The 26,735-nt window shown below is 72.6% G+C and carries 23 protein-coding genes; 2 read left to right on the forward strand and 21 right to left on the reverse strand.

Translation table 11 applies throughout. The features are described from left to right. Positions 1–5: 5 nt before the first annotated feature. The 19 genes from KVF89_RS21765 to KVF89_RS21855 form a co-directional block, all read right to left on the reverse strand. A complete protein-coding gene (locus KVF89_RS21765; RefSeq protein WP_257428590.1) occupies positions 6–611 on the reverse strand; it encodes an MBL fold metallo-hydrolase in 606 nt (201 codons plus the stop codon). Between the two features lie 110 nt (positions 612–721). Beyond that, positions 722–1,837, reverse strand: coding sequence for an S-(hydroxymethyl)mycothiol dehydrogenase (locus KVF89_RS21770; RefSeq protein WP_257428592.1), 1,116 nt, complete (start codon positions 1,835–1,837; stop codon positions 722–724). Positions 1,838–1,964: 127 nt separating this feature from the next. Further along, positions 1,965–2,954: a type IV toxin-antitoxin system AbiEi family antitoxin domain-containing protein gene (locus KVF89_RS21775; protein ID WP_257428593.1), complete on the reverse strand. Its 990-nt coding sequence runs from the start codon at positions 2,952–2,954 to the stop codon at positions 1,965–1,967. Positions 2,955–3,104: 150 nt separating this feature from the next. Next, on the reverse strand, positions 3,105–4,232 hold the full coding sequence (locus KVF89_RS21780; RefSeq protein ID WP_257428595.1) for a YihY/virulence factor BrkB family protein: 1,128 nt from the start codon (positions 4,230–4,232) through the stop codon (positions 3,105–3,107). 43 nt (positions 4,233–4,275) lie between these two features. Then, entirely contained in the window at positions 4,276–5,196 is a 921-nt protein-coding gene (locus KVF89_RS21785) for an AEC family transporter (RefSeq protein ID WP_257428596.1), read from the reverse strand. 37 nt (positions 5,197–5,233) lie between these two features. After that, complete coding sequence (locus KVF89_RS21790; RefSeq protein WP_257428597.1) at positions 5,234–6,238, reverse strand: NAD-dependent epimerase/dehydratase family protein; 1,005 nt, start codon at positions 6,236–6,238, stop codon at positions 5,234–5,236. Then, positions 6,235–6,717, reverse strand: a complete 483-nt coding sequence (locus KVF89_RS21795; RefSeq protein ID WP_257428599.1) for a hypothetical protein — start codon at positions 6,715–6,717, stop codon at positions 6,235–6,237. The genes KVF89_RS21790 and KVF89_RS21795 overlap by 4 nt, the downstream gene beginning before the upstream one ends. Positions 6,718–6,787: 70 nt before the next feature. Next, positions 6,788–7,645 (reverse strand): fumarylacetoacetate hydrolase family protein, encoded by an 858-nt coding sequence (locus KVF89_RS21800; protein ID WP_257428601.1) that lies wholly within the window; start codon positions 7,643–7,645, stop codon positions 6,788–6,790. Positions 7,646–7,735: 90 nt separating this feature from the next. Then, positions 7,736–8,485, reverse strand: coding sequence for an IclR family transcriptional regulator (locus KVF89_RS21805; RefSeq protein ID WP_257428603.1), 750 nt, complete (start codon positions 8,483–8,485; stop codon positions 7,736–7,738). Positions 8,486–8,552: 67 nt separating this feature from the next. Beyond that, complete coding sequence (locus tag KVF89_RS21810; protein WP_257428604.1) at positions 8,553–9,335, reverse strand: MBL fold metallo-hydrolase; 783 nt, start codon at positions 9,333–9,335, stop codon at positions 8,553–8,555. A gap of 28 nt (positions 9,336–9,363) precedes the next feature. Beyond that, entirely contained in the window at positions 9,364–10,296 is a 933-nt protein-coding gene (locus KVF89_RS21815; RefSeq protein ID WP_257428606.1) for a zinc-dependent alcohol dehydrogenase, read from the reverse strand. Continuing rightward, positions 10,293–11,222 carry a C-terminal binding protein gene (locus tag KVF89_RS21820; RefSeq protein ID WP_257428608.1) on the reverse strand — a complete coding sequence of 310 codons (930 nt, stop codon included), beginning with the start codon at positions 11,220–11,222 and terminating at the stop codon, positions 10,293–10,295. Before KVF89_RS21820 ends, KVF89_RS21815 begins: the two co-directional genes overlap by 4 nt. A 32-nt stretch (positions 11,223–11,254) precedes the next feature. After that, on the reverse strand, positions 11,255–12,067 hold the full coding sequence (locus tag KVF89_RS21825; protein ID WP_257428613.1) for an SDR family NAD(P)-dependent oxidoreductase: 813 nt from the start codon (positions 12,065–12,067) through the stop codon (positions 11,255–11,257). 39 nt (positions 12,068–12,106) lie between these two features. Further along, positions 12,107–13,693, reverse strand: coding sequence for an ABC transporter substrate-binding protein (locus tag KVF89_RS21830; protein ID WP_257428614.1), 1,587 nt, complete (start codon positions 13,691–13,693; stop codon positions 12,107–12,109). Between the two features lie 60 nt (positions 13,694–13,753). Continuing rightward, the gene (locus KVF89_RS21835; protein WP_257428616.1) at positions 13,754–14,707 is read right to left on the reverse strand and encodes an ABC transporter ATP-binding protein; all 954 of its coding nucleotides are present in this window, start codon (positions 14,705–14,707) and stop codon (positions 13,754–13,756) included. Then, positions 14,704–15,747 carry an ABC transporter ATP-binding protein gene (locus KVF89_RS21840; RefSeq protein WP_257428617.1) on the reverse strand — a complete coding sequence of 348 codons (1,044 nt, stop codon included), beginning with the start codon at positions 15,745–15,747 and terminating at the stop codon, positions 14,704–14,706. The genes KVF89_RS21835 and KVF89_RS21840 overlap by 4 nt, the downstream gene beginning before the upstream one ends. Next, the gene (locus KVF89_RS21845; RefSeq protein WP_257428619.1) at positions 15,744–16,637 is read right to left on the reverse strand and encodes an ABC transporter permease; all 894 of its coding nucleotides are present in this window, start codon (positions 16,635–16,637) and stop codon (positions 15,744–15,746) included. The genes KVF89_RS21840 and KVF89_RS21845 overlap by 4 nt, the downstream gene beginning before the upstream one ends. Then, positions 16,634–17,614: an ABC transporter permease gene (locus KVF89_RS21850; RefSeq protein WP_257428621.1), complete on the reverse strand. Its 981-nt coding sequence runs from the start codon at positions 17,612–17,614 to the stop codon at positions 16,634–16,636. The genes KVF89_RS21845 and KVF89_RS21850 overlap by 4 nt, the downstream gene beginning before the upstream one ends. Continuing rightward, on the reverse strand, positions 17,611–20,403 hold the full coding sequence (locus KVF89_RS21855) for a family 78 glycoside hydrolase catalytic domain (protein WP_257428622.1): 2,793 nt from the start codon (positions 20,401–20,403) through the stop codon (positions 17,611–17,613). The genes KVF89_RS21850 and KVF89_RS21855 overlap by 4 nt, the downstream gene beginning before the upstream one ends. A gap of 212 nt (positions 20,404–20,615) precedes the next feature. On the opposite strand from KVF89_RS21855, the gene KVF89_RS21860 reads away from it, so the two are divergent. Further along, entirely contained in the window at positions 20,616–21,842 is a 1,227-nt protein-coding gene (locus tag KVF89_RS21860) for an alpha-hydroxy acid oxidase (protein ID WP_257429173.1), read from the forward strand. Continuing rightward, entirely contained in the window at positions 21,839–23,359 is a 1,521-nt protein-coding gene (locus tag KVF89_RS21865) for a class I adenylate-forming enzyme family protein (RefSeq protein WP_257428623.1), read from the forward strand. The genes KVF89_RS21860 and KVF89_RS21865 overlap by 4 nt, the downstream gene beginning before the upstream one ends. 88 nt (positions 23,360–23,447) lie before the next feature. Here KVF89_RS21865 and KVF89_RS21870 read toward each other — a convergent pair whose 3' ends face one another. Both KVF89_RS21870 and KVF89_RS21875 read right to left on the reverse strand, forming a co-directional pair. Further along, positions 23,448–24,617, reverse strand: coding sequence for an acyl-CoA dehydrogenase family protein (locus KVF89_RS21870; RefSeq protein WP_257428624.1), 1,170 nt, complete (start codon positions 24,615–24,617; stop codon positions 23,448–23,450). Beyond that, positions 24,614–26,617, reverse strand: coding sequence for an acetyl/propionyl/methylcrotonyl-CoA carboxylase subunit alpha (locus KVF89_RS21875; RefSeq protein WP_257428625.1), 2,004 nt, complete (start codon positions 26,615–26,617; stop codon positions 24,614–24,616). The genes KVF89_RS21870 and KVF89_RS21875 overlap by 4 nt, the downstream gene beginning before the upstream one ends. Positions 26,618–26,735: the final 118 nt, after the last annotated feature.

A 26,735-nucleotide genomic window follows, 5' to 3' on the forward strand; every position in this document is an offset into this window, starting at 1 on the left:
CGAAGCTAGGCGCCGAGCAGGTCGCGCTCCGCGGCGATGGTGGTGTCGTCGCCGTGGCCGGTGTGGACCACGGTGTCGGCGGGCAGGTCGAACAGCCGGGCCCGGATCGATGCCTCGAGGGTGGGCCGGTCGCTGTAGGAGCGCCCGGTCGCTCCCGGACCGCCGTGGAACAGGGTGTCGCCGGTGAACACGCACCCCAGCTCGGGGGCGTACAGACACACCGCTCCCGGGGCGTGGCCCGGGGTGTGGATCACCCGCAGTGAGGTGCCGGCGACCTCGATGACCTGCCCGTCGGACAGGTCGACGTCCCACAGGTGGTCGGTGTGGGTGAGCTCCCACAGCGGCTTGTCGTGGGGGTGCAGCAGGATCGGCGCGACGACCTTCTCCCGCAGTTGCGGCGCCACGCGGACGTGGTCGTCGTGGGCGTGGGTGCAGATGATCGCCTTCACTCGTCGCCCGGCGACCACCGCGAGGATGTCCTCGACCGAGTGGGGCGCATCGATCACCACGCACTCGGTGTCGTCACCGACAACCCACACGTTGTTGTCGACCTCGAACGTCTCCCCGTCCAACGAGAACGTGCCCGACGTGACCGCGTGATCGACCCGCACCGACGACCCAGCCGACGATCCAGCCGACGATCCAGCCGGTGACCCAGCCGACGATCCAGCCGGTGACCCAGCCGGTGATCCAGCCGGTGATCCAGCCGGTGAGCCAGCGGTCACAGGATCACGACCGAGCGGAGCACGTCACCGTGGTGCATCTTCGCGAACGCGGCCTCGATGTCGTCGATACCGATCTCCTCGGTCACGAACGCGTCCAGGTCCAGACGCCCCTGCTGGTAGAGGTCGACCAGCATCGGGAAGTCCCGGCTGGGCAGGCAGTCGCCGTACCAGCTGGACTTCAACGCACCACCACGTCCGAACACGTCGATCAACGGCAGGTCCGGGACCTTCATGTCCGGGGTCGGGACACCGACCAGGACCACGGTGCCGGCCAGGTCACGGGCGTAGAACGCCTGCTTCCACGTCTCGGGACGACCCACCGCCTCGACCACCACATCGGCACCCTCAGCACCCTCGTAGACCTCGCCACAGATCCGCTTGATCTCCGCCACCGGATCGCACTGGCTGGAGTCGACGGTGTGGGTCGCGCCCATCTCACGCGCCTTGGCGAGCTTCTTCGCGTCGATGTCGACCGCGATGACCGGCGACGCGCCCGCCAACGCGGCACCCGCGATCGCGGCCACCCCGACCCCACCACACCCGATCACCGCGATCGACCTGCCCCGGGTGATGCCACCGGTGTTGATCGCGGCCCCGATGCCGGCCATCACCCCACACCCCAACAGACCCACCGCAGCCGGACGGGCCGAGGCGTCGACCTTGGTGCACTGACCGGCCGCGACCAGGGTCTTCTCCGCGAACGCACCGATCCCCAACGCGGGCGAGAGCTCGGTCCCCGCATCCGGCCCCTCTGCCAGGGTCATCCTCTGCTTCGCGTTGTGGGTGTTGAAGCAGTACTGCAGATCACCACGCCGGCAGGCCCGGCACTCACCACACACCGCCCGCCAGTTCAACACCACGAAATCACCCACCGCGACCGACGTGACATCCGCACCGACCGCCTCCACCACACCGGAGGCCTCGTGGCCCAACAAGAACGGGAACTCGTCGTTGATCCCACCCTCGCGGTAGTGCAGATCGGTGTGGCACACCCCGCACGAGAGGACCTTCACCACCGCCTCACCCGGCCCCGGGTCCGGCACATTGATCGTCACGACCTCCACCGGCGCACCCTTGACCCGCGCCACCACGGCCTTGACCTGCTGCGTCATCTGAACTGCTCCCTGCTCTCGGAGATCCACGGTCCGCCTCGGCGCGGACGACAGTCTCATCATGTCGTGCCCCGGGTTGGCCCGGCGTTGGGGTGACGCGGGCGCCAGGTCAGCGGGTCGGATCACGTCAAGGAGCCTGACGCGATCCGACCCGTTCAGGCGCGGCGCAGTCGGGACAGGTCCGCGGCGCGCCCTGCCAGCCGCGCAGCGCGAAGAGACGGGCCAGCTTCCCGGCCGTGGCACACGGCCGGCCGACGACCTGGCCGTAGCCGAGGCGCACCGTGTCGGCGCCACCCAACGCCGCGTCGAGGTCCCGCTCGAGATCACGATCCCGCGCCGTCGACGAGTCGTGGAACATCCGCCCGTCGAGCTCGACCACCTGGCGCCAGCGCGGGCGAGTGCCCCCGTGGACGACATCGCGGAGCACCCGCCTCCCATCCGCCCCGACGTCAGCGACCTGGCGAAGACCTGGCGGCAGTCCGTGCGGACGCTCGACTCGGGTGAGATACGCGTGCTCGAGCACCGAGCAGGTGCCCTCGGCGACATCGGCCAGCACCGCGACGATCAGGTCCCGCCTGGCCAGGCGGGACATCTCCGTCGCGCGACGCAGCAACCGGTCCGCCGTCGTACGCCGTCCGCCGCAGGCGTCCGCCAGCACCGCGACCGCGCGCACCTCGTCGCGAGCCCGGTCCGCGAGATCGATGATGGCGTCGTCGTACCGCTGGCGGGGTGGACTCGCGTGCAGCTGTGCGGCCTCGTCGAAGCGCCGGGACCGACGTACGCGCACGCCCGGCAGCCGCACGGGGTGACGTCCGTGGCGGACCACCACCTCGATCGGCGCATCGTCGGGCGGGATCCGCCGGCCCGGCCCCTCGTGAGCTCGGACGGCCGACCAGCCGCCCAGGGCGGCGGGCCAGCACGCGAGCACGGCCGCCCAGGCGCGCTGCTGCCAGGTCAGTGGTCCGGTGTGGCTCACGTACACGCCCGGGTGGACCGGGACCCACTCCCGACGGCGCAGCATCCGCGCGATCCGGGTCTGCGTCCAGCCGGCCGCCAGCACCTGCCGGCGGGCGATCACGCCATCTTGGCGGTCGAGCAGCTCATCGATCTCGTCCATGGCCCGGTCATCTCCCGAGCCCGGCGCGCTCACACCTGACGATCCACGCCCTGTGGAGCGGAGCCTGGAACAGGGGCCCCTTCCGACACCGGTGCCGATCGCGTCAGGCGGCCTGACGCGATCCGACCCGGTCGGACCCGGTCCGAGTGCTCAGACCGAGGGCGGCAGGGAGTCGCGGAGCTTCACCGGCTGGGTCGGCTCGTCGGCCGCCTCCGGCCGCGGCGGGCGGCCGGGGATGTGCTGCTTGAGGATCTGCTCGGTGCGCGGGTCGAGGACGATCTCGTGGGAGTCGCCGTCGCGGCCGTCGAAGCGGACGGCGACGGTCTCGAAGCCCTTGTGCCGCTGCATCTGGGCATACATGGCGTACGCGCGGCGGTCCGCCTCGGTGAGGTCGACGGAGTCCGTGAACGGCGTGAGGAGGGCGCGCGGCCACAGCTTGCGGGCGAGGACGACGTTGACCTCGATGCCGAGCACGCCCATGATCGCGCCGATGTAGAGCAGGCCCATCAGGCCGAGGACGACCCCGAAGGTGGCCATGCCGTTGCGGTCGGCGCTGGCGATCACGTTGGTGACGTAGGCGGTGCCGATGTACTGCAGGAACTGCCACAGCACCGCGACCGTGAACCCGCCCGGCGCCGCCCGGATGCCCCGGTCCCGGATCGCGCGGGCGGCGGCCACCCGCAGCAGCACGGTCATCGCCGAGCCGAGGATCGCCACGGTCAGCAGCCGCACCATCCAGTGGAACCAGCCGTGCCGCGAGAGGGAGCCGACCAGGTCGGTCTCGGTGAGGATGGCCGAGCCGATCGAGATCGTGAAGATGAAGGTGCCCGCGACGAAGAGCAGGAAGAGGCTGTTGACCCGGGTCATCACCGGGTGCGGGCGGCTGTTGCGCGGCACCGCCCACGCCGCGGACTGCACGTTCTGCAGCGCCAGGCCGAGCCCGAGCGCGCCGTACAGCGCGGTCAGGGAGCCGACGATGATGCCGCCGGTCGAGCCCTTGATGCCGGCCGGCCGGCCGAGCTGGTCGCCGATGATCGGGAACTGGCCGAGCGCCGAGTCGAGCACCTGCTCCTGCAGCCGTGGGTTGCCGTCGAGGAAGAAGCCGAGGATCGAGGTCGCGAGCAGCAGGAGCGGGAAGATCGAGAGGAAGGCGTAGAACGTCAGGATCGCCGCGAGGTAGTTGCCCTGGTCGTCGAAGAACTTGTACACGACCGCGAGCGGGAAGCCGAAGACGGATCTCTTCCGCTGCCCGCGATCGATGTTGCCGACGACACCCACGGCCAGAACCTACGGCATCGCCCCGCCGGCTCCCGGGAGGTGGTCAGGCGAGCAGGGCCGAGATCACGACGGCCACCGGGGCGGAGGCGATCGTGGAGACGAAGATGGCGTCGCGGGCCAGCAGGACGCCGCGCTCGTAGCGCATCGCCACGACGAACACGTTCTGCGCCGTCGGCAGCGCCGAGAGCAGGGTGACCGCGAACAGCTCCGTCCCCTCCAGGCCGACGCCGAACCGCCCGACGACGTACGCCGTCACCGGCTGGACCACCATCTTCAGCGAGGTCACCGTGGCGAGCGCCCGGGGCGTCACCCCGCGCCCCGGCAGCGGGCCGAGGCGCAGCGCGACGCCGTACGCGATGAGCATCGCGGGCACCGCCATCCCGCCGACCAGCTCCAGCGGCGCATGCACCGTCTGCGGCAGCTCGACATCGGTCGCGGCGAGGAGCAGGCCGGCGAAGGAGGCGATCGTGAGCGGGTTGGTGACCGGCCGCAGCAGCATCTTGAGGACCGACGGCCGCTCCGGGCTGGTCACCACGTCGAGCACCGTCAGCGCCAGCGGCTGGAGCACGAGGAGCTGCATCAGCAGCGCCGGTACGACGAGCGCCGCGTCACCCAGCGCGTACGCCGCGATCGGGATGCCGAGGTTGCCCGCGTTGACGTACGCCGAGCACAGGGCGGCCACCACCGACGTCCCGGCGTCGAGGCGGCGGATCCGCGCGACCACGGCCATGGTCCCGGCGCTGACGACCACCCCCGCGGCGGTCGCGACCAGCGGCCCGGACAGCACCCGCGACGGGTCGGTGTCCTCGAGCACGGTGACCAGCAGGGCCGGGCTGGCGAGGTAGAAGGAGGCCAGCGACAGGCTGCGCTGACCGTGGGCGTCGACGATCCCCCGGTCGGCCAGCAGGGCACCGAGGGCGATGACGATCGCGATGGTCGCGAACCCCTCCAGCACCCCCGTCACGGGTCGATCCCATCACCCCCGGCCGGGGCGCGGGCGGTCAGGGGTGCAGCGGTGGCATCCCGGAGCCGGCCGACTGCGCGGCACCCGAGAGGAAGGCGTCGACCGCGTCGGCGGCCGTGTGCCGCGGCTGCCAGTCGAGCTCGGCCCGAGCCCGGTCCGCCGCGAGGACGGGTACGGCGAGCAGCGCATCCGCGAGCGAGCCCGGGACGCCGACCAGGTGGGCGAGCCAGCCGAGGTCGAGCGCTCCGCTGACCAGCCGCGGCGGGACCTCGACGGTCGGGGCCCCGACGATCTCACCGAGCTCCGCGCGGCGCAGCAGGCCGTCGGCCGCCAGGTTGAAGGCCCCGGACACCGGACGCTCGACCGCCGCCACGAGCGCCCGAGCCACGTCCTCGGCGTGCACGGCCTGCAGCCGCAGGCCGCGCGGCACCGGCAGCGCGGGGATCAACCGGCGGTCCAGCATCCGCGGACGCAGCAGGGGGCCGCCGAAGATCCGCCGCTGCTCGCTCGCCGCCGAGCGTTGGAACACGAAGGCCGGCCGGACCCGGACGACCCGGGTGCCGTCGCCGGCCGCCTCGAACGCATCGAGCACGCGCTCGTTGTACGCCTTCTCGCGACAGTAGGCCGCCGACGACGATCCGTCGGTCTCCCAGCCCTCGTCGACGGGATCGTCGTGCGCTGCCGGGGAGTAGGCCGCCACGGACGAGGCGCACACCAGGACGGGGACCCGCTGTCGTCGTACGGCGGCCAGGAGGCGGCGGGTCCCCACCACGTTGGTCCGCCAGGTCTTCTCGGGGCGGTGGGTCGGCTGGAAGCGCCACGCGAGGTGGATCACCGCGTCCGCGCCGTCGAGCAGCGGGTCGAGGTCGTCGGTGCCGACATCGGCGGGGCGCCACGTCACCGAGGCCTCGGCGACGGCCCGGTCGGACAGCTCCGGTCGGCGCCGGGCGACGGCCACCGCCTCGTGCCGGCCACCGGCCGTCAGCTCGCGGAGGGTCGCGCTGCCGATGTTGCCGGATGCTCCGGTGACGACGACCCTCATGCCACGATCCGTCGGCGGGCGGTGGCCAGATGCAGCTGCGCCAGCGTCTCCAGCTGGCGCTCGGAGCGGCTGACCAGGTCGTCGAGGAGTGCCGGGTCGAGCCGTGGGTCGTCGCCGGCGAGGGAGCGCAGCACCTCCCAGCCGCTGCGTTTGCCGAACACCGCGATCCGCAGCGCCTCGATCTCGACCAGATCGGTCAGGGGCGCACGGGTGAGGATCCGGCCGTTGGGCTTGAGCCGCCCCAGCTCGGCGCCGACCTTCGCCGCGACCGTCCCGAGCGTGCTCGGTCGGGTGCCGAGGTCGTGCATGATCCGGCGCATCGTCTCCCGCTCCTGGGCCACCTCGTCGGCCAGCTGCCCGACCGCGGCGGCGACGGTCGGGATGCCGTGGGTCCGGGCGACGCGGTGGAACAGCGACACCCCCGCCGTGGAGCCGGCCCAGTGATGCTGCAGGTAGCCGTGGAGTACCTCGTCGTCCATCCACAGGGCGTACCCGCTGCGCCCCGGAGCAGACGGGCAGCAGCGGCTCGGCGGCGGCGGTCGGCCCGGGTCACCCCAGGGTCTGGCCGACGTGCTGACGCTGGTGGCCCAGTCCCTCGATCTCCAGGTCCATCACGTCGCCCTCGGCGAGGTAGGGGAACCGGCCCGACAGCGCGACGCCCTCGGGGGTGCCGGTGAGGACCAGGTCGCCGGGCGCGAGGTACACGTGGCGACTCAGGTGCCGGATGATCTCGGCGACGGTGAACACCATGTCGGCGGTGGACGAGTCCTGGCGCGGCTCACCGTTGACCCACGAGCGCAGGCGCAGCGCCTGGGGGTCGATCTCGTCGGCCGGGCGCAGCACCGGGCCGACGGGACAGAAGGTCTCGGCCGACTTGCCCTTCGACCACTGACCGCCGGAGTGCTCGAGCTGGCTGGCCCGCTCGGACAGGTCGTTGGCGGTGACGTAGCCGGCGACGTACGCCAGCGGGTCGGCGTCGTCGGAGAGGTGGCGCGGGGTGTCCTTGACGACGACGCCGAGCTCGACCTCCCAGTCGCTGCGGGTCGAGCCTACGGGCAGCAGCACGTCGTCGTCGGGACCGATGACGGTGCCAGGGTGCTTGTAGAACAGCACCGGCACGGCCGGCGGCTCCGCGCCCGACTCCGCGGCGTGGGCGGCGTAGTTCATGCCGATGCAGCTGACCGCCTGGGGGCGGGCGATCGGGGCGCCGATGCGCACGCCGTCGGCGAGGGCCAGCGCAGGGAGCTCCCCGGCGGTGAGGGCCGCGCGGGTCCGGGCGATGCCGTCGGCGGCGAGGAAGGCGCCGTCGATGTCGGCGGTCAGGCCACGCAGGTCGTACGTCGTCCCGGCGTCGTCACGGACCGCCGGCTGCTCGGTCCCGGGGGCGCCGTACCTGAAGAACTCCATGGGGGAACTGCTCCTTGTCGTGGAGGGGTCGTGGAGGGGTCGTGGAGGGGTCGTGGAGGGGTCGTGGGAGGAGACGCCGGGCGGCGCTGCTCAGGCGATCCGCGCCGCGATGGCCGCGGCGGCGTCCCGGAGCGAGCTGATCGCCTGCGCGATCAGCTCGTCGGTCTTGCGGACGTCGGGGATGGACACGCTGATCGCCGGCTGGTGCTCGGCCGTGCGGGCCAGCGGCACGGCGACGCAGAAGACCCCGGGCGTGTACTCGGCGTGGTCCTCGGCGTAGCCCTGCGCGCGGATCTCGCGGATCTCGGCGATGAGCGCCTCGGGGCCGGGCAGGGTGGTGCTCGTGTAGCGGGTGAAGGGCTCGTCGCCGACGCGGCGCAGGATCTCCTCGTCGTCCAGGGTGCTCAGCAGCGCCTTCCCTATGCCGGTGGCGTACGCCGGGAGCCGGGCACCGACGTGCGATGCCAGCCGCAGCTGGTGATCGGGATCGACCTTGGCGACGTAGACGTTGTCGGCGCCGTCGAGGACGGCGAGCTGCACGGTCTCGTTGAGCGCGTCGCGGACCGTGGCCATGTAGGGAAGGGCGAGGTTCTCGATCGACGCGGCGCTGAGGTAGCCGCGCCCCGCCTGCCACAGCCTTATCCCGATCCGGAACCGCTTCGTGGCCGGGTCGAGGTCGAGGAAGCCGCGCATCACCATCGTGTGCAGCAGACCGTGTGCGCTGCTCTTGGGCAGCCCCATCCGCTGCTGCACCTCGGCCAGGGTGAGCCCGTCGGGGTGCTCGGTGAGCAGCTCGAAGATGAGCAGCACCCGGTCCGCGGACTTGACCGGCGCGCTCATGCCGGGATCCCCGGTCGATGGGCCGTCGACGAGCGAAGCGGGGCAGCGGAGGGTCGAGCGGGGTGGTTCATCGCGGCACCGGCGCGACGACCCGGTCCGGGAAGCGCGCGAGCTGCCCGGCGTCGTACAGGGTGAGGGCGATGTCGGCGGTACGACGCACCCGGTCGTGCGCCGCGAGCGCCTCGTAGATGTTCTCGCAGATGCCGATCGGGTGGTCATCGCGCAGGTTGCGCTCGGTGAAGTAGGCATCGGTGATGGTGACGACGCCGGCCGGTGTGTCGACCTCCACCGCCATCGAGGCCCGGTGGTGCGAGCCGGTCCACCAGGTGCGCAGGCCCGGGGCGATCTCGTCCTCGTCGTCCAGCAGCCGCACCCGCTCCCAGGCCGGGCCGGTGAGCTGGGCGACGACGTCCGGCGTGAGCGAGGTGTCCCGGTCGTCGTGCGGATGCCGGTGGCTGGTGTGGAAGTGCGTCCAGCCGCGCCGGGTCAGACAGACCTGCGCCTGCTCGAAGGCCAGCACGTTGGCCGTCGTGTAGAGCTGCAGCGGCGTCAGCAGCACGTGGGTGATGCTGTCGAGCGGGACGCCGAGCGCGTCGAGCTGATCGGGCAGCCACTGCCCGGGCTCGCGGCGGAAGGCCGCACGCTCGCCGAGGAACGAGGCCCAGCCCTCGTTCATGGGGGTCAGGTCCCGCGCCGGACCGGTGCCGACCAGTGCCCGGATGCCGTCCCCCTCGATGAGGAAGGCCTGGAAGGCCAGCTCGTACCACTGGTCCCAGTCCGACATCCAGTAGACCTCCGGGCCGGGCACCTCACCGGTCCCCAGCGGAAGCACCCGCACTCCGAACGTCATCGCTCCTCCTTCTCCCCTGCCTCGTCGATCACGGCATCAACAGTGCTTTGGTCGTCTCGGTGACGCCCGACATGAGGCTCGAGAACACCGCCGCTCCCTCGGTGAGGGGGAACAGCGTGGCCCAGTCCAGGCGAACCCGGGTCGCCAGGTCGAGCGCCTCGTCGAAGTCGCGCGGCGTGTAGCAGTATGAGCCGACCACGCGCTTCTCGGCGCGGACGATCTCCTGGCCGTCGAAGCCGGCGCTCGCGCTGAGCAGCCCGATCCACACCGCGGTCCCGCCGGGACGCAGGGAGTCGACCGACGCCCGGTGCGTCGCCTCGGCGCCGACGGCGTCGATGATCGCGTCGTAGTGGCCCTCCAGCGCGGTGGCGGTGTGCGCGGCGCCGAGGGCCGCCGCGAGGGCGAGCCGGTCGGGTGCCAGGTCGGTGACAGTGACGTCGGCGGTGTGCTGGAGGGCGACCAGCAGGCAGGTCAGCCCGATCGTGCCGGCGCCGAGGACGGCGACCCGGCTGTCCGGGCCGAGCCCGGCCAGCCGCACCGCGTGCACGGCGTTGGCGAGCGGCTCGACCAGGGCCGCCTCGGCGAAGGAGAGCCCGTCGGGCAGCTCGCGGACGGCGCGCGCCGGGACGACGACCCGCTCGGCGAAGGCGCCGGGGACGTCGATGCCGATGATGGCGCGGGTCTCGCACAGCTGCTCGTCCCCGCGGGCGCAGGCGGCGCAGGTGCCGCAGCTGAGCAGCGGGTTGACCGTGACCCGGCGGCCGTCCGGCGTCGTGCCGGAGAACTCGTGCCCCATCACCAGCGGCGGCTTGCGGAACTCGGTGTGGGCGATGCCGTGCAGCTCGCTGCCGCAGATGCCGGACGCGACGACCCGGATCTCCACCTCGCCCTCGCCCGCGACCGGCTCGGGAACGTCCTGGAGCTCCACGACGCCGGGACCGGTGAACACGAGCGCCTTCATCGCGCGGCGTCCTCGAGCAGGGCGGCGAGCTTGACCGCGGCCCGGATCCGCAGCTGGGGCAGCGACTCGGTCGACAGGTAGGCGATGTGCGGGTTGACCAGCACCCGGGGGTGCGCGGCGACCTGCGCGGCGACCCCGGCCGGCGGCTCGCTGGAGAGCACGTCGAGCGAGGCGAAGCCGAGCGTCCCCGCATCGAGCGCGGCGAGCAGGGCGTCCTCGTCGACCAGCGCGCCGCGGGCGGTGTTGACGAGGTGCCCACCCTCGCCGAGCGCGGCGAGCACCGCCGCGTCGACGCAGCCGGCGGTCTCCGCCGTGGACGGCATGTGCAGCGTCAGGTGGTGGACCGCCTCGGCGAGCTCCCCGAGCGTCGCGTGCCGGGTGACGGACGCCGGGAGGTCGGTGGCGAACGGGTCCCACACATGCACCGGGAAGCCGAGCGCGGCGACGCGGTCGGCGACCGCCCGGCCGATCCGGCCGAATCCGGCGATGCCGACCGGATCCTGGGCCGGCGGCAGCGGCGCGGCGATGCCCGCCGTGCCCCAGCCGGCCTCGGCGACCCTGCGGGCGGCCACGGTGAGCCGGCGGCTGTGGGCGTAGATCGAGGCCGCCGCATGGTCCGCGACCTCGGCGATGCAGTAGTCGTCCACGTTGCTGACCGGGACCCCGTGGCGGGCCGCGGCGTCGAGGTCGATGTTGTCGAGGCCGATGCCGTAGCGCACCACGGCCCGCAGCCCCGGCAGCGCGGCGAAGACGCGCTCGGTCATCGGCGCCCACTGCACGAGGATCCCCTCGGCGTCCTGGGCGGCCGCGATCACCTCGTCCTCGGTGAGCACGCCGGCGAGCGTCACGTCGTACCCGTCGCCGAGCTCGGCGCGCTCGTGGGACCCGTCGCCCAGGTTGGTGTCGGTGATGACGATTCTTCGCATGGGAACTCTCTTGTCGTGTCGGACGCCGAAGCTCAGGCCGAGCCGGCGAAGCTGGAGGTGTCGCCGAGCCCCTCGGGGCCCATGGCGAGATAGCCGCCGTCGACGGGAAGGTCGACGCCGGTGATGAAGCTGGCCTCGGGCGAGCACAGGAAGCCGATCGCGGCGGCGACCTCGGCCGCCTCGCCGAGCCGGCGGAGCAGGTGGAAGCGGCCCCAGACGGGCTCCCAGCGCTCACGGCCGCCGTCGGCGGCCGCGGCGGCGACCTCGGGGGTCCAGATCCACCCGGGCGAGACCGAGTTGACCCGGATCCCGTCGGCGGCCAGGTCCATGGCCATGCACCGGGTGAGGCCGACGATGGCGCTCTTGGTGGTGTTGTAGGTCCAGCGCTGGGGCTGGGCGACGTGCGCGGAGACGCTGGACGTGTTGACGATCGCCGCACCGGTGGAGCGGGCGAGGTGCGGGTGTGCCGCCTGGACGACGTTGCTGATGCCGCGGACGTTGACGCGCAGGACTGCGTCCCACTCGTCCGGGGTGACGTCGAGACCGCGGGCGAGGAAGCTGGCGGCGCAGTTGACGACGACGTCGATGCCGCCGTGAGCTGCCGCCACCTCGTCGACGGCGGCACCCACCCGGTCCCGGTCGGCGACATCGACCGGCACCGGATGGATCCTCGCGGACCCGGAGGAAGGGGCCTCGGCCGCCGCCCGGCGCAGCCGGTCCTCGGCGATGTCGAGCGCGGCCACGGTGAAGCCCCGGGCGGCGAACAGCTCGGCGGTGGCCCGGCCGATGCCGGACGCGGCGCCCGTCACGACGGCGACCCTCGGTCGCTGTGCTGTGTTCTCCATGATCGTTCCCTTCCTCCGGATCGGCTGCCGGTCAGCCGGCTACTTCGACAGCCAGACGTTGTTGACCGTCGGCACGTAGTACCGCAGGCGGCTCGGGTCGTCGAGGTCCGCGCTGTGGACCTTCTTGGAGGACACGAAGCCGATCGGCTGGCTGGTCGTCCACACCCACGGCAGCTCCTCGGTGAGGATGCCGTCGGCCTGGCCCCACAGCTCCTTGCGCTCCGCCGGGTCGGACGTCAGGCGCGCGTCGTCGGCCAGCTTGTCGAACTCGGCGTTCGCGAAGCCGGCGCTGTTGAGGTCGCCGGTGGAGTGGAAGAACCGGTACGGCAGCAGGTCGGGGGTCAGGAATCCCGCCATCGTCCAGCAGGCGGCGTCGTACTTGCCCGCGATGAAGTTGGAGACCGCGGTCGTGCTCTCCTGCACGTCGACCGTCACGTCGAAACCGGCCTCGGTGAGCTGGCGCTCGATGACGTCGGTGGTGTTGACCGTCGGGCGGCACATGTAGTTGAAGGAGAGGTCCTTGCCGGTCTCCGCCTCGTACTCCTCGACCAGCTTCTTCGCCTCGTCCAGGTCGAAGCCCGGGACCTCGTGATCGTCGTGGAACGGGTCGGACTCCGGGAACAGGTTGACGGCCGGCTCGGCCATGCCCTCCTTGGTCAGCTCGACGATCTCGTCGCGGTCGAGCGCCATCGAGACGGCCCGGCGGACCCGGATGTCGTCGAAGGGGGCTTTGGTGGTGTTGAGGACGATCGAGTCCTGGTCGCTGCCGACACCCTGGACGAAGTTGACCGAGGCATCGTTCTTGGCCTGCAGCATGATCGTCGGGTTGATCGTCGGCGCATAGTCGATGTCACCGGCCTGCAGGGCCTGGAAGCGGGCCTGCTCGTCCTCGATCAGGCGGATCTGCACCTTGTCCAGGTACGGCTCGTCCTCGCCCCAGTACTCGGGATTGCGGACCAGCACCGTGTCCTTGCCCGGGCCCCACGACTCGAGCTTGTACGGGCCCACGCCCGCGGCGTGGCTGGTGTAGTCGTCGCCGAACTCCTGCAACGCGGTCGGCGAGGCGATGTAGCCGGCGGTGCCGCTGCCGTCGTACGACAGGGCGTAGGGCAGGCCCGCGTAGGCCTGCTCGAGGTGGAACACGACAGTGGTCGCGTCCGGGGCCTCGACGGACTCCACCGACGACAGCAGCGAGGCCGCCGTCGACGCGGTCTTCGGGTCGAGGTGGCGGTCCATGTTGAACTTCACCGCGGCCGCGTCGAACGGTGTGCCGTCGCTGAACTTCAGGCCGGTGGGGAGCTTCATCGTCCACTCGGTGAAGTCGGCGTTGGGCTCCATCGACTCCGCGATGTTCGGCTGCGGCTCGTCGCCGAGCTTCTCCACCTTCATCAGCGTGTCGTAGATGGCGTAGCCGGTGAGCGCCATCGCGTTGGCCGAGCCCTTGGCGGGATCGAGCGTGGTCACCTCCGAGCTCATGCCGACCTTGAGGGTGCCGCCGGACTGGGGGTCACCGGAGTCGGAGCTCGAGCCGCCGCCGGAGCAGCCTGCGAACAACAGGACGCCCGCTACCGAGGCAGCCATCGCGGTCCGGAGGCGTCCGAGCCCGCCAGATCCGAATGTGGTCATCTCTTCTCCTTGTGATCGACGCACGTCGGCGTGCGTTGGGGGTGCTGGGTGCCGGTGGGATCAGGCACCGAGCGGGTGCAGGCAGGCGGCGGTGTGAGCTCCTGGCTGCAGGTCGGGTCGGGCCGCGCGGCAGTCGTCCTGCACCAGGGGGCACAGGGCGGCGAACCGGCAGCCGGGCTCGGCGCGGCCGTCGACCGTGCCGGTCGCGGGCCGCATCCGCAGGCCGGTCGCCGCCGAGGCGGACGGGGCCAGCGTCGGGACCGAGTCGTGGAGGATCGCGGTGTACGGGTGCCGCGGCCGGTCGGTGACGTCAGGGGTGTCCCCCTGCTCGACCACCGTGCCGGCGTACATCACAGCGGTGCGGTCGCAGAGCGTCGCGACCACCGAGAGGTCGTGGGAGATGAAGAGCATCGCCAGCCCCTGCTCCTCACGCAGCTCGGCGAGCAGCTCGAGGATCTGGGCCTGGATCGACACGTCGAGCGCCGAGACCGGCTCGTCGCAGATGAGCACCTCCGGCCGCAGTACCGTGGCGCGGGCGATGGCGGCGCGCTGGCACTGGCCGCCGGAGACCTCCGAGGGACGGCGCTGCGCCATCTGGGGGGAGATGCCCACGCGGGCAAGCTCTTCGAGAGCGCGCTCGCGGCGCTCGGTCGCGTTGCCCTGCTTCCACACCCGCAGCGGCTCGGCGACCGAGTCGAGCAGCGAGCGGCGCGGGTTGAACGAGCCGGCGGGGTTCTGGAAGATCGCCTGCACCCGGGGCGCGAGCGAACGACGCCCGCCGGCGACGGGGGCGCCGTCGAGCAGGACCCGACCGCTCGTCAGCCGCTGCAGGCCCATCAGGACCCGCGCGGTGGTGGACTTCCCGCAGCCCGACTCGCCCACCAGGCCGAGGATCTCGCCCCGGCGCAGCTGCAGGTCGACGGCGTCGATCGCGCGGAACTCGTTGCGGTCGGCATCGCGGAAGGTGACCCCGCCGCCTTGGACCTCGAGCACGGGCGAGGTGGTCGTGGTCATCGCGCGACCTCCGTCCGGTCAGGGTGCTCCGTGGGGTTCCAGCACGCGAAGGCATGGTCCGGTACGTCGGCCGAGGGCTCCAGCACGGGGACCTGGTCAGTACAGGCGGCGACCGCGTGGGCGCAGCGCGGCGCGAACCGACAGCCCGCCGGCGGGTTCACCAGGTCGGGCGGCAGGCCGCCGATCGGCCGCGGGAGGGCCCGGCGGCCCGGCTCGATCCGCGGGATGGCCGCGAGCAGCGCGCTGGTGTAGCGCATCCGCGGCGAGCGCAGCACGTCGTCCACCCGGCCCTGCTCGGCGATCCGGCCGGCGTACATGACCGAGACGGCGTCGGTGTGGCGGGCGACGACGCCCAGGTCGTGGCTCACCATGACCAGGCCGATCGAGAGCTCGCGGCACAGCTCGTCGAAGAGCTCGAGGATGCGGGCCTGGACCGTCACGTCGAGCGCGGTGGTCGGCTCGTCCGCGAAGAGCAGCGACGGGCTGTTGGCGACCGCGATCGCGATCATCACCCGCTGCCTCATGCCACCGGAGAGCTCGTGCGCCCGGGAGCGGAAGCGCCGCTCGGCCTGGGGGATGCCGACCAGGTCGAGCAGCTCGAGCGCCCGGGCGCGCGCCTTGGCCTTGTCCAGCGCCGGGTCGCGGCGCAGGGTCTCGACGATCTGCTGGCCGATGGGCGTGATCGGGTGCAGCGAGCTCAGCGGGTCCTGGAAGACCATGGCGATCTCCCGGCCCCACAGCTCGCGGCGCTGCTTGTCGCTCATGGCGAGCAGGTCGCGGCCACGGAAGGTGATCTCGCCGCTGATCCGGGCATCCTTGCGGCCGAGCAGACCCATCGCCGTGCGGGACAGGACGGACTTGCCCGAGCCCGACTCGCCGACGATGCCGACCCGCTGACCGCGGGCCACGTCCAGGCTGACGCCGTCGACGGCCCGGAGCGGTCCGTTGGCGGTGCGGAACTCGACGACCAGGTCGCGGACCCGGAGCAGCGGCTCGCCCGGCTCGGGGAGCACCGCCGGTGTCGGCACCGCGGCGCTCATGCGCGCGCTCCCGTCACGGGGTCACCGTCGACCAGGAAGCGGTCGGAGATGAGGTTGAGGCTGAGGATCGTCAGCAGCAGGAAGGCGCCCGGAACGAGGATCAGCAGCGGGTCGGTGGTCATGTAGATGCGGCCCTCGTTGATCATTCCGCCCCACGTGGGCTGGGTGCGCGGGACGCCGATGCCGAGGAAGCTCAGGCTGCCCTCGATGAGGATCGCGCGGCCGATGCTGACGAAGCCGAACGCGAGGATCGCCTCGGCGATGTTGGGCAGCACGTCGCGGCGCATGATCGAGAGGACCGGCGTACCGATCACCTCGCTGGCCTCGAGGTACTCCGTCTCCAGCAGCGCCAGCGTCTGGGCACGGGCCAGCCGGACGAACACCGGGAACATCGGCACGGTGATCGCGATCATCACGTTGGTGACACTCGCGCCGAGGAAGGAGGCCAGGCCCAGGGCCAGCACCAGGCCCGGGAAGGCGAGGATCACGTCGACCACGAACGAGACCACCGCGGCGACCGGTCCGCCGTAGTAGGCCGACAACATGCCCAGTGGTACGCCGATCAGGGCGGCGATGAGTACCGAGCCGACACCGATCAGCACGGAGACCTGGGCACCGTCGAGCGCTCGGGCGAGCAGGTCGCGGCCGAGGTTGTCGGCGCCCAGCCAGTGCTCGGCGCCGGGCTTGGCGAACCGGCTCTCGGCGCCGATGTCGAGCGGGTCGATCCCGCGCAGTGCCGGCAGCAGGAGCATGCCGCCGACGAGCAGGACCAGCCAGCCGGCCGAGAGCCGCTCGGCGATCGTCCAGCGGCCGCCGCGGCGGGACCGGCGGCGGGCCGGCCGGGGCTCGGGCGTCGGCACCGGGGCCGGCACGGGTGCGGTGGCGGTCATCGGGCACCTCCTCGGGCACGGCGCGACGAGGCCAGCCGCGGATCGATCACGGGATAGAGGACGTCGACCAGCGCGTTGACCAGCACGAAGCAGGTCGCGATGACGAGCACCAGGCCCTGCACCTCGACGTAGTCGCGGGCGGTGACGGCGCCGGCGAGCTCGTCGCCGATGCCGGGCAGGCCGAAGAGCGACTCCACGACGACGGTCGAGCCGATCAGCATGCCCACCGTGACGCCGATCTGGGTGCTGAGGCCCAGCAGGCTGGGGCGCAGCGCGTGCCGGAACGTGATCCGGGTCAGCGAGAGCCCCTTGGCCCGCGCGACCTCGATGTAGTCCTGGCGCAGCGTCTCGACCAGGTCGGCGCGCAGCACCCGCTGGTAGAGGGCGAAGGACGTGCCGGCGAGGGCGATCGCGGGCATGATCAGCGACGACAGGTGCGGCCCGACGCCGTCGGACCACGGCGCGTAGCCGTTGGCCGGGAACCAGCCCAGGTGCACCGAGAGGATCCAGATCAGCACCACGCCGACGACGAAGTCCGGCGTGGACAGCGCGGTGAACACCCACAGGCTCAGTGCCCGGTCCGTGCCGGTGCGGCGACGGTGGGCGGCCACGATCGCGGCCGGGACGGCGAGGCCGAGTGCGATGACCTGGCTGAGCACGATCAGCTCGACGGTGACCGGGGCGCGCTCGGCGAGAACCTGGGTCACCGACTGACCGGTGCGGTACGACTCACCGAGGTCGCCCTGCAGGACGCCGCCCAGCCAGTGGCCGAAGCGCTCCATCGTGGGCAGGTCGAGACCGAGCTGCGAGCGCAGGGTCGCGACGGCCTCGTCGGTGGCGGTGTCGCCGAGCATCAGCCGGGCGGGGTCGCCCGGGAGCAGCGAGAGACTGAAGAAGCAGAGCGACGAGACGACCAGCAGCACCGCGGCGAGCCGCAGCACCTTGAGGCCGATCCGGAGCAGGCGGGCGCGGTTCACTGACGCCTCCGGGAGAGCACGAGGTGGTGGGTGCCGGGGGTGAGCTGGGTGAGGGCGGCCGCGGGAGTTTCGCCGGTCGACCGGCGAATCTCACGCTGGACCGACGAAGTATCAGCAGCCAGGCGTGAGTTTCGTACGTCCAGTACGTCGAGCTGCCAGTCGTCGGGCGCCGTGAACGCGGCCGTGGCGCCGGCCGGGACCACGACCTCCTGCTCGACCCGGTCGCCGTGGTGCACCCAGCGGCTGCCGACCCGGCCGAGCGCGCTGTCGTGCACGGCACCGGCCCAGCCGAGCCGCTCGGAGTAGACCGGGCGCACGTCGATCCGGCCCGCGCGGAGCGCGCCGCCGACGCCGATGCCGGCGATCTCCTCGAAGAGGGAGGCACCGACCGCGCCCAGGGCGCAGTGGTTGAAGGAGTTCATCTGCGCGGTCGAGAGGGTGGCGTCGGGACGCAGCCCGTCCCACTTCTCCCACACGGTGGTCGCGCCGCGCGCTGCCATGTAGAGCCAGCCGGGCATCTCCTCGCGCAGCAGCACGTCGTACGCGAGGTCGGCGTGACCGTGCCGCATCAGGGCGGGCATGACGTGCTGGACGCCGTGGATGCCGGTGGTGACGTAGCCGCGGCTGCGGACCATCGCGGCGAGCCGCTCGGCGGCCACCGTGGCGTCGTCGTCCTCGAAGATGCCGAAGCCGATGGCCTGGGCGTAGACGGTCTGGGTCGCGTCGGCGATCTCCAGGCCGTCGCCCACGAAGGCCTTGCGGTACGCCGCGCGCACCTCCTCGGCGCGCTCGTCGAGACGGCGTGCCTCGGTGTCGCGGCCGGTCCAGCGCGCGAGGTCGGCGAGCTGGCGCAGCGAACGGTAGGTGTGTGCGGTGCCGACCACGGGGCGGGGTGCGGTCGAGCGGGCGCCGGTCCAGGCGTAGCCCGGGTGCAGCGGCTCGCCGTCCTTCTCGGGCAGCGAGAGCCAGTCGGCGAAGTCGGCGCCGACGGCGTTGACCCGCAGGCCGTCGGGGTTCTCCCGGTCGACGTGGGCGCAGAAGCGCTCCAGCGCGGGGAAGATCCGGTCGACGGTGGTCAGGTCGCCGTAGGTGTCGGCGAGGACGTGCGCCATCCGCACGAAGCCGTCGGCCCAGCCCGGCGCGCCCGGACGGAGGGTGCCCGGGGGCACCGGCGGGACGTAGGACCAGATCTCGCCGTCGGGGCCCTGGGTGTCGGCGATGTCCTGGACGAACTTGCCCAGGAATGCGGCCACGTCGAGGAAGTAGCGCGCGGTCGGGGAGATCACGCCGGCGTCGCCGAGCCAGCCGAGGCGCTCGTCGCGCTGGGGGCAGTCGGTCGGGACCTCGATGAAGTTGTCGCGCACGGTCCACTCGACCGCGGAGGCGAAGGAGTCGAGCAGCTCGTTGCCGCTCTCGAACCGGCCGACCTTCTCGGGCAGCGCGGTGAGCGCGACCGCCTCGACCTCGACGTCGGCGGGCAGCTCGTAGTTGCCGTAGGGGTTGTCGCTGGGCAGGCCCCAGACCTCGGCGTAGCGGAAGCCGTGGACGGTGAACCGGGTCTCCAGTGTCTGTCGGTCCTCGCCGTCACCGGCGAAGCGGTCCTCCTGGAACGCCCCACGCAGGTTGTCGCGGTAGACGAGGTCCTCGGGCGTGAGCATCTCGCCGTGCCGGACGACGACCTCCGTGCGCGGCAGCAACCGTGAGGTGATCCGGGTCCAGCCGACCAGGTTCTGGCCGAAGTCGAAGACGACGGGGCCGCGCCCGTGCTCGCGCACCATCGCGCCGGTGCGGACCTCGAGGACGCTGACCGTGTCGTGCGGCTGGGGGGTGATCTCGGGGAGCGGGTCGGGCGCGACGGTCTCGGCGGACGTCCAGCCGCTGTCGTCGTACCCGGGCTCGGTCCAGCCGCGCGGCTCGCGGCGCAGGTCGAGGATCTCACCGCGCAGCATGTCGGTGGCGCGGACGGCGCCGGTGCCGGCGCGCCACTCCTCCGACGTGCCGAGCAGCAGGGTCCGCTCGCCGGTGGCGCTGGTGGCCTCGAGCTGCAGGCGCAGCGCGGGGCGCTCGCCGTAGAGGCCGGGGTAGCGGAGCAGGCCGAGACGACCGGCGTACCAGCCCTTGGCGAGCGCGACCGCGATGACGTTGCTGCCCGCGCGCAGGTGCGCCTCGACGGCGAAGGTCTGGTGGTGCACGCGGACGCCGTACTCGGTCCAGCCGGGGCGGAGCAGGTCGTCGGCGGTGACCTCGGTGCCGTTGACCCAGATCCGGTAGATGCCGAGCGCGGTGACGTAGAGCCGCGCGGTCTCGGGGACCTCGGCGAGCTCGACCTCGCGGCGCAGGTACGGCGCGGGGTCGTCGGTCTCCCGGGCGAAGGGATGGGCCGGCGCGGCGATCCACGGCGCCTGCCACGCCGCGGTGTCGGCGAGCCCGAACTCCACGGTCGCGGTCTCGCTGGTCCACGCGCCGTCCGCGCTGCGCACCTGCCACGCCAGACGACGGGCGGTCCCGGCGACGTCGGCCGGGAGGACCGCGACCGGACGGTCGGTCGCGGTCCTCCAGACCTGCTCACCGCCGAGCGTCGCCTCGACCACGAAGCCGGTGCCGGGCGCCACCGCGGCGCCGGACTCCCAGGTCAGCGTGGTGGCGCGCACGGGCAGCCCGAGCGCGTGCCGGCGGAAGCCGGCACGCAGGCGGTGGTCGTCGCGGGCGGGAAGCCCGGCGGCCACGCCGCCGGCCGGGACGGCCAGCGGGACGAGGGCGGTCGGCTCCTCGACGGGGACCTGCTTCACGACACTCTCACTTCCTCTCGGGCGGGCACGCGACGGGCGTGTCGGGGCAGGCCGCGGTGCCCGCCGGGGGGCGGTGGCACCGGGCGTCGGATCCCTCGCGATGTCCACCGTCGTCCGGCAACGGACGTGCTCGGCGGATGGCCCCAGCCTCGTGTATCGTCCATCACATGTCAAGTATGCGAACCAAAGTTCAAGGATGTGAACAGGTGGAGATGCCGCGTACGCCGCGCCGGTTCCCCCGCTGGGGCGACCTGGCCCCGCTCATCCGGTTCCGCCGTCCCGCCTTCGGACGCCACCACCGGCTCGCCCAGGCGCACACCATCGAGGAGCTGCGCGCGATGGCGCGGCGGCGTACGCCCCGGGCGGCGTTCGACTACACCGACGGTGCCGCCGACGCGGAGCTCTCGCTCGAGCGCGCCCGCGCCACCTTCCGCGAGCTGACGTTCCACCCCGAGATCCTTCGCGACGTGAGCACGCTCGACACGTCGGTCGAGATCCTCGGCGCGACCAGCCGGCTGCCCTTCGGCATCGCACCCACGGGCTTCACCCGGCTGATGCACACCGAGGGCGAGATCGCCGGCGCGGTCGCCGCCCAGCGGGCCGGCATCCCCTACACGCTCTCGACGATGGCCACGACCTCGCTGGAGGACGTCGCCGCCGCCGCTCCCGGCGCCCGGCGCTGGTTCCAGCTCTACATGTGGACCGACCGGGAGCGCTCCATCGGCCTGGTCGACCGGGCCGCGGCCGCCGGCTACGACACGCTCGTCGTCACCGTCGACGTCCCGGTCGCCGGCGCGCGGCTGCGCGACGTCCGCAACGGCATGACGATCCCGCCCACCCTCACGCCGCGCACGGTCCTGGACGCGATCCCGCGGCCGCGCTGGTGGGTCGACCTGCTGACGACGCCGCCGCTGACGTTCGCCTCGCTCAACAGCTGGTCGGGCACGATCGCCGAGCTGCTCGACGCGATGTTCGACCCGTCGGTCTCGTTCGACGACCTCGCCTGGCTGCGCGAGCGCTGGCCCGGCAAGCTCGTCGTCAAGGGCATCCAGACCGTCGAGGACGCGCGCCGCGCCGTCGACGCCGGTGCCGACGCCGTGATCCTCTCCAACCACGGCGGCCGCCAGCTCGACCGCGCGCCCGTCCCCCTGACCCTGCTGCCCGCGACCCGCGCCGCCCTGGGCACCGACGCCGAGATCATCCTCGACACCGGCGTCATGCACGGCCAGGACATCGCCGCCGCGCTCGCGCTCGGCGCCGACTTCGTGCTCATCGGCCGGGCCTACCTCTACGGCCTGATGGCCGGCGGGCTGCCGGGCGTCGAGCGCAGCATCTCGATCCTGGAGACCCAGCTGGCGCGCACCATGCGACTGCTCGGCGCGCGCTCGGTCGCGGAGCTCTCGCCGCGGCACGTGACGCTGCCGCGGAACCTGCAGTGAGCGCACCGACCTCGCTGGCCTCGGCCTGGCGGGCGCGGGTGCTCGCGGCGCCGGACCACGTGGCCCTGAGCCACCGCGGTCGGCGCTGGAGCGCCGCGGAGCTCGACGCCGACGCCGGCGCCCTCGCCGCCGCCCTGGCGGGGCGGGGCGTGGGCCCGGGAGACCGGGTCGCGCTGCACCTGCAGAACGTGCCGGCGTTCCCGTTGGCGCTACTGGCGCTGTGGCGGCTCGGGGCGGTCGGCGTGCTCGCCAACCCGATGTACCGCGACCGCGAGCTGCACCACCTGCTCGCCGACTCCGGCGCGGTCGGCGTGATCACGGCCGCCTCCGACGTCGAGGCACTGCGATCGGCCGCGGCGAGCACCGCCGTGGGTTGGTGGCTCGGTGTGGCCGACGACGACCCCGAGCTGACCGACGTCGTCGCGGCGCACGCGGGCGCCGTCGTACCGGAGCACCCGGTGGGTCCCGACGACCTGGCGATGCTGACCTACACGTCCGGTACGACGGGCCCGCCCAAGGGCGCGATGAACACCCACGCCAACGTGCTCGCCACCGTCGAGAGGTTCGGCGCCTGGATCGAGCTGACCCCGGACGACGTCGTGTACGCCGCCGCCCCGCTCTTCCACATCACCGGCGCCGTCGCCTCGGCCGCCCTCGCCCTGGTCGGCGGCGCGACCCTCGCCCTGTCGGGACGCTTCGACCCGGCCGACGCGGTGACCACCATCGAGGCCGAGGGGGCGACGTTCACCATCGCCTCGATCACCGCGTTCCACGCGATCGAGCAGGTGGCGTGGGCCGGCCGCGGCCACCTCGCGTCGCTGCGCGCCGTCTACACCGGCGGCGCCCCCGTGCCCCAGGCCTCGCTCGACCGCTTCCGCGACCGCTTCGGGATCGCGATCCACAACGTCTACGGCATGACCGAGTCCACCTCGGCCGTCGTCGCCGTCCCCCTCGGCGTCGCCGCCCCCGTCGACCCGCTCTCCGGCGCCGTCGCGATCGGCCGCGCCCTCCCCGGCGTCGGCATCGAGGTGGTCACCGACGCGGGCTCGCCGGCAGCGCCCGATGAGCCGGGAGAGCTGGTGCTGAGCGGCAGCCAGGTGGTGCCCGGCTACTGGCGCAACCCCGAGGCGACCGCACGGACGATGCCGGAGGGCCGGCTGCACACCGGTGACGTCGTGGTCGCCGACGCCGACGGCTGGATCTATCTGGTCGACCGGCTCAAGGACCAGATCAACGTCTCCGGCTACAAGGTCTGGCCGCGCGAGGTCGAGGACGTCCTCTACGAGCACCCCGCCGTCCACGAGGCCGCCGTCGTCGGCCGCCCCGACGACTACCGCGGCGAGGCCGTGGTCGCCCACGTCGTCCTCGCCGCCGGCCGCACCGCCACCCCCCGCGAGCTGATCGCGCACACCCGCACCCGGCTGGCGGCGTACAAGGCACCGCGCGAGGTGCACCTGGTCGCCGAGCTGCCCAAGACCGCCACGGGGAAGATCCGCCGCGACGACCTGCGCGCCTGACCCTGCCATCGCTGGGTGAGCGTCGTACCGGACAAAACGGTCGTGAAATCGCCTGGTTCACGACCGATTTGTCCGGTACGACGGGGACTCAGTACGACTTCGGCAGCCCCAACGAGTGCATCGCCACGAAGTTGAGGATCATCTCCCGGCTGACGGGCGCGATCCGACCCAGCCGCGCGGCGACGAGCATGTTGCCGAGGCCGTACTCCTGGGTCAGGCCGTTGCCACCGTGGGTGTGGACGGCGACGTCGGTGGCGTTGCAGGCGACCTCGCCGCCGGCGTACTTGGCCATGTTGGCGTACTCGCCGGCGGTGAAGTCGTCGCCGGCGTCGTAGAGCGCGGCGGCCTTCTGCCAGAGCAGGCGGGCCTGCTCCAGCTCGATCTTCACCTTGGCCAGGGGGTGGGCGATGCCCTGGTGGGCGCCGATCGGCTGGTCCTTCCAGACCGAGCGCTCCTTGGCGTAGTCGACCGCCTTCTCCAGCGCGTAGCGCGCGATCCCGCAGGAGAACGCGCCACCCATGATCCGCTCGGGGTTGAGGCCGGCGAAGAGCTGCCAGAGGCCGCCGTCCTCGTCGCCCACCAGCGCGTCCGCGGGGACCCGCACGTCGTCGAGGAAGAGGGTGAACTGCTTCTCGGGCGCCTGCCACGACATCGGGATCGGCTGCTTGGTGAACCCCGGAGCGTCCGTCGGTACGACAAAGAGGGCCGGCTTGAGCTTGCCGGTCTTGGCGTCCTCGGTGCGCGAGACGATGAGCACCGACTGCGCCTCGTCGACGCCGGAGATGAAGGTCTTCTGCCCGGAGATCACCCACTGGTCGCCGTCGCGGGTGGCGGTCGTGGTGATCTGGTGGGAGTTGGACCCGGCGTCGGCCTCGGTGATGCCGAAGGCCATCAGGTGCGTGCCGTCCGCGATCTTCGGGAGCCAGCGCTCCTTCTGCTCCTCGGTGCCGCAACGGGTGATGATCGAGCCGCAGATCGCGGGCGAGACCACCATCATCAGCAGCGGCGCGCCGGCCGCGGCCGACTCCTCGAGGACCGCGGCCAGGTCGGCCATGCCGCCGCCCCCACCGCCGTACTGCTCGGCGATGTTGACGCCCAGGAAGCCGTTGCGGCCCATCTCCAGCCACATGTCGGTCATCTTGCCGCCCTCGCGGGCCTGCTTCTCGACGTACTCGCGGCCGTACTTGCCGGCCAGCTTCTTGACCGCCTCGCGCAGCGCGACGCGCTCCTCCGGCTCGGTGAACATCGTCTGGGTCATCCTGCGCTCTCCTCCTCCGAGGCGGCCTCGGCCGGCTCCACGACGGCGAGCACGGCGCCCGCCTCGACCTGCTGACCGGCGCTCGCCGACAGCTCGGTGACGGTGCCCGTGTAGGGCGCCGCGATGGTGTGCTGCATCTTCATGGCCTCCATCACGAGGATGGGCTGGCCCTCCCGTACGACGTCCCCGAGCGCCGCGCGGACCGCGATCACGCTGCCCGGCATCGGCGCCAGCAGCGAGCCCTCCGCGACCTGGGAGGAGGGATCGACGAAGCGCGGCTTGCGGCGCAGCGCCACGTGGCCGAGCGCGGACTCGACGTCCACCCGGTCGGGGTCGGCGGGATCGGTGAACACGGTGAACGTGCGGGCCACGCCGTCGACCTGGATCGTCGCATGGTCGGCGCTCGCATCCGTGACGACCACGCACTCAAGGTCGGCGGAGCGGAACGAGCGGCCGCCGTACCAGCGCACGGCGATCTCGTCGTCGCCCGAGACGCCGCGCAGGAAGGTCGTCACCTGCGGCGCCGAGACGACATTGCGCCACCCGGCGGGGATCCGGCTCTGCACGGGACGAGCGAGCCGCGCGGCCTCGGCCAGGGCGACCGCCGCCGCGAAGGCGGAGATCTCCACCGTGCCCTCGCCACCCGGAGCGCCCGCGAGCGCCGCCAGGTCGGCCGTGTCGAGCCAGGTCGTGCTCATCGTGGCGCCCGCGAACACCGGGTCGCGGAGCAGGTTGACCAGCAGGTCGCGGTTGGTGACCAGCCCGTGCAGCTCCGCCCTCGCGAGCGCGCCGGCGAGCTGCCTCAGCGCCTGCTCCCGGGTCGGCGCGTGCACGATCACCTTCGCGATCATCGCGTCGTAGAACGTGCCGATCTCGTCGCCGGAGCCGACACCCGAGTCGAGCCGGATCCCGTACGACGACGGCCCGGCGAACGTGGAGACCACCCCCGGCACCTCGAACCGGGCGATCCGCCCGCTCTGCGGCTGGTAGTCGTGCGCCGGGTCCTCGGCGTACAGCCGCACCTCGACGGCGTGGCCGTTCGGCTCACCGACGGCGACGACCGGTGCGTGGCCCTCGGCCACCGCGATCTGCAACGCGACCAGGTCGACGCCGTACACCGCCTCGGTGACCGGGTGCTCGACCTGGAGGCGGGTGTTCATCTCCAGGAAGTAGAAGCGGTCCGAGCTCGGGGAGTAGAGGAACTCGACCGTGCCCGCGCCGCGATAGTCGATCGCCTCCGCCGCGGCTCGCGCCGCCTCGTGCAGGGCCTTGCGGGTCGCGTCCGGCAGGCCGGGCGCCGGGGCTTCCTCGATCACCTTCTGGTGCCGGCGCTGGACCGAGCAGTCCCGCTCCCCCAGCACGACGGTGCCGTCGGGGGTGCCGAGCACCTGGACCTCGATGTGGCGCCCGTCCTCGACGTACGTCTCGACGAAGACGGTGCCGTCGCCGAAGGCGGATGCCGCCTCGGCCGACGCGATGGCGACCTCGGCCTCGATCTGGGCGACGTCGCGCACGATCCGCATGCCGCGGCCACCACCACCCGCGGAGGCCTTGACGATGACCGGCAGCTCGAAGGAGGTGACGGCGGCCGGCTCCAGCTGGCCGAGGACCGGCACGCCCGCGGCGTGCATGAGCTCCTTGGAGCGGACCTTGTCGCCCATCGCGGTGATCGACTCGGGCGCCGGACCGACCCAGGTCAGTCCGGCCTCGATGACCTGCCGGGCGAAGTCGGCGTTCTCGGAGAGGAAGCCGTAGCCCGGGTGGATCGCGTCGGCGCCTGCCTTCCGCGCGGCCTCGATGACGAGGTCGCCGCGCAGATAGGTCTCGGCCGGCGTGTTCCCCGGCAGGCGTACGGCGGCGTCCGCGTCGCGCACGAACGGCATCCCCGCGTCGGCGTCCGAGTGCACGGCCACGGTCTCGATGCCGAGGTCACGGCAGGTGCGGAAGACCCGGCGGGCGATCTCGCCGCGGTTGGCGACCAGGAGTCGGGTGATGGTCATGAGTTCAGCCCCTCTGCAAACGCGAGCTTGCGAGTGTTTGCCCGACCAACCGCGAGCGAAGCGAGCCCGGTTGGTCGGAGCAGCCAAGGTGTGCGGCGAAGCCGCTCGATGCCTTCAT

Source organism: Nocardioides carbamazepini, assembly GCF_024614185.1.
In the GTDB taxonomy this organism is placed as follows: domain Bacteria; phylum Actinomycetota; class Actinomycetes; order Propionibacteriales; family Nocardioidaceae; genus Nocardioides; species Nocardioides carbamazepini.

What these genes read in the sequence shown, in the direction of transcription:
- KVF89_RS21770 (WP_257428592.1), bottom strand. Translation starts at nt 1,837, where the DNA reads ATGACGCAGCAGGTCAAGGCCGTGGTGGCGCGGGTCAAGGGTGCGCCG.
- KVF89_RS21775 (WP_257428593.1), bottom strand. Translation starts at nt 2,954, where the DNA reads ATGGACGAGATCGATGAGCTGCTCGACCGCCAAGATGGCGTGATCGCC.
- KVF89_RS21790 (WP_257428597.1), bottom strand. Translation starts at nt 6,238, where the DNA reads ATGAGGGTCGTCGTCACCGGAGCATCCGGCAACATCGGCAGCGCGACC.
- KVF89_RS21795 (WP_257428599.1), bottom strand. Translation starts at nt 6,717, where the DNA reads ATGGACGACGAGGTACTCCACGGCTACCTGCAGCATCACTGGGCCGGC.
- KVF89_RS21800 (WP_257428601.1), bottom strand. Translation starts at nt 7,645, where the DNA reads ATGGAGTTCTTCAGGTACGGCGCCCCCGGGACCGAGCAGCCGGCGGTC.
- KVF89_RS21805 (WP_257428603.1), bottom strand. Translation starts at nt 8,485, where the DNA reads ATGAGCGCGCCGGTCAAGTCCGCGGACCGGGTGCTGCTCATCTTCGAG.
- KVF89_RS21810 (WP_257428604.1), bottom strand. Translation starts at nt 9,335, where the DNA reads ATGACGTTCGGAGTGCGGGTGCTTCCGCTGGGGACCGGTGAGGTGCCC.
- KVF89_RS21815 (WP_257428606.1), bottom strand. Translation starts at nt 10,296, where the DNA reads ATGAAGGCGCTCGTGTTCACCGGTCCCGGCGTCGTGGAGCTCCAGGAC.
- KVF89_RS21820 (WP_257428608.1), bottom strand. Translation starts at nt 11,222, where the DNA reads ATGCGAAGAATCGTCATCACCGACACCAACCTGGGCGACGGGTCCCAC.
- KVF89_RS21825 (WP_257428613.1), bottom strand. Translation starts at nt 12,067, where the DNA reads ATGGAGAACACAGCACAGCGACCGAGGGTCGCCGTCGTGACGGGCGCC.
- KVF89_RS21830 (WP_257428614.1), bottom strand. Translation starts at nt 13,693, where the DNA reads ATGACCACATTCGGATCTGGCGGGCTCGGACGCCTCCGGACCGCGATG.
- KVF89_RS21835 (WP_257428616.1), bottom strand. Translation starts at nt 14,707, where the DNA reads ATGACCACGACCACCTCGCCCGTGCTCGAGGTCCAAGGCGGCGGGGTC.
- KVF89_RS21840 (WP_257428617.1), bottom strand. Translation starts at nt 15,747, where the DNA reads ATGAGCGCCGCGGTGCCGACACCGGCGGTGCTCCCCGAGCCGGGCGAG.
- KVF89_RS21845 (WP_257428619.1), bottom strand. Translation starts at nt 16,637, where the DNA reads ATGACCGCCACCGCACCCGTGCCGGCCCCGGTGCCGACGCCCGAGCCC.
- KVF89_RS21860 (WP_257429173.1), top strand. Translation starts at nt 20,616, where the DNA reads ATGCCGCGTACGCCGCGCCGGTTCCCCCGCTGGGGCGACCTGGCCCCG.
- KVF89_RS21870 (WP_257428624.1), bottom strand. Translation starts at nt 24,617, where the DNA reads ATGACCCAGACGATGTTCACCGAGCCGGAGGAGCGCGTCGCGCTGCGC.
- KVF89_RS21875 (WP_257428625.1), bottom strand. Translation starts at nt 26,617, where the DNA reads ATGACCATCACCCGACTCCTGGTCGCCAACCGCGGCGAGATCGCCCGC.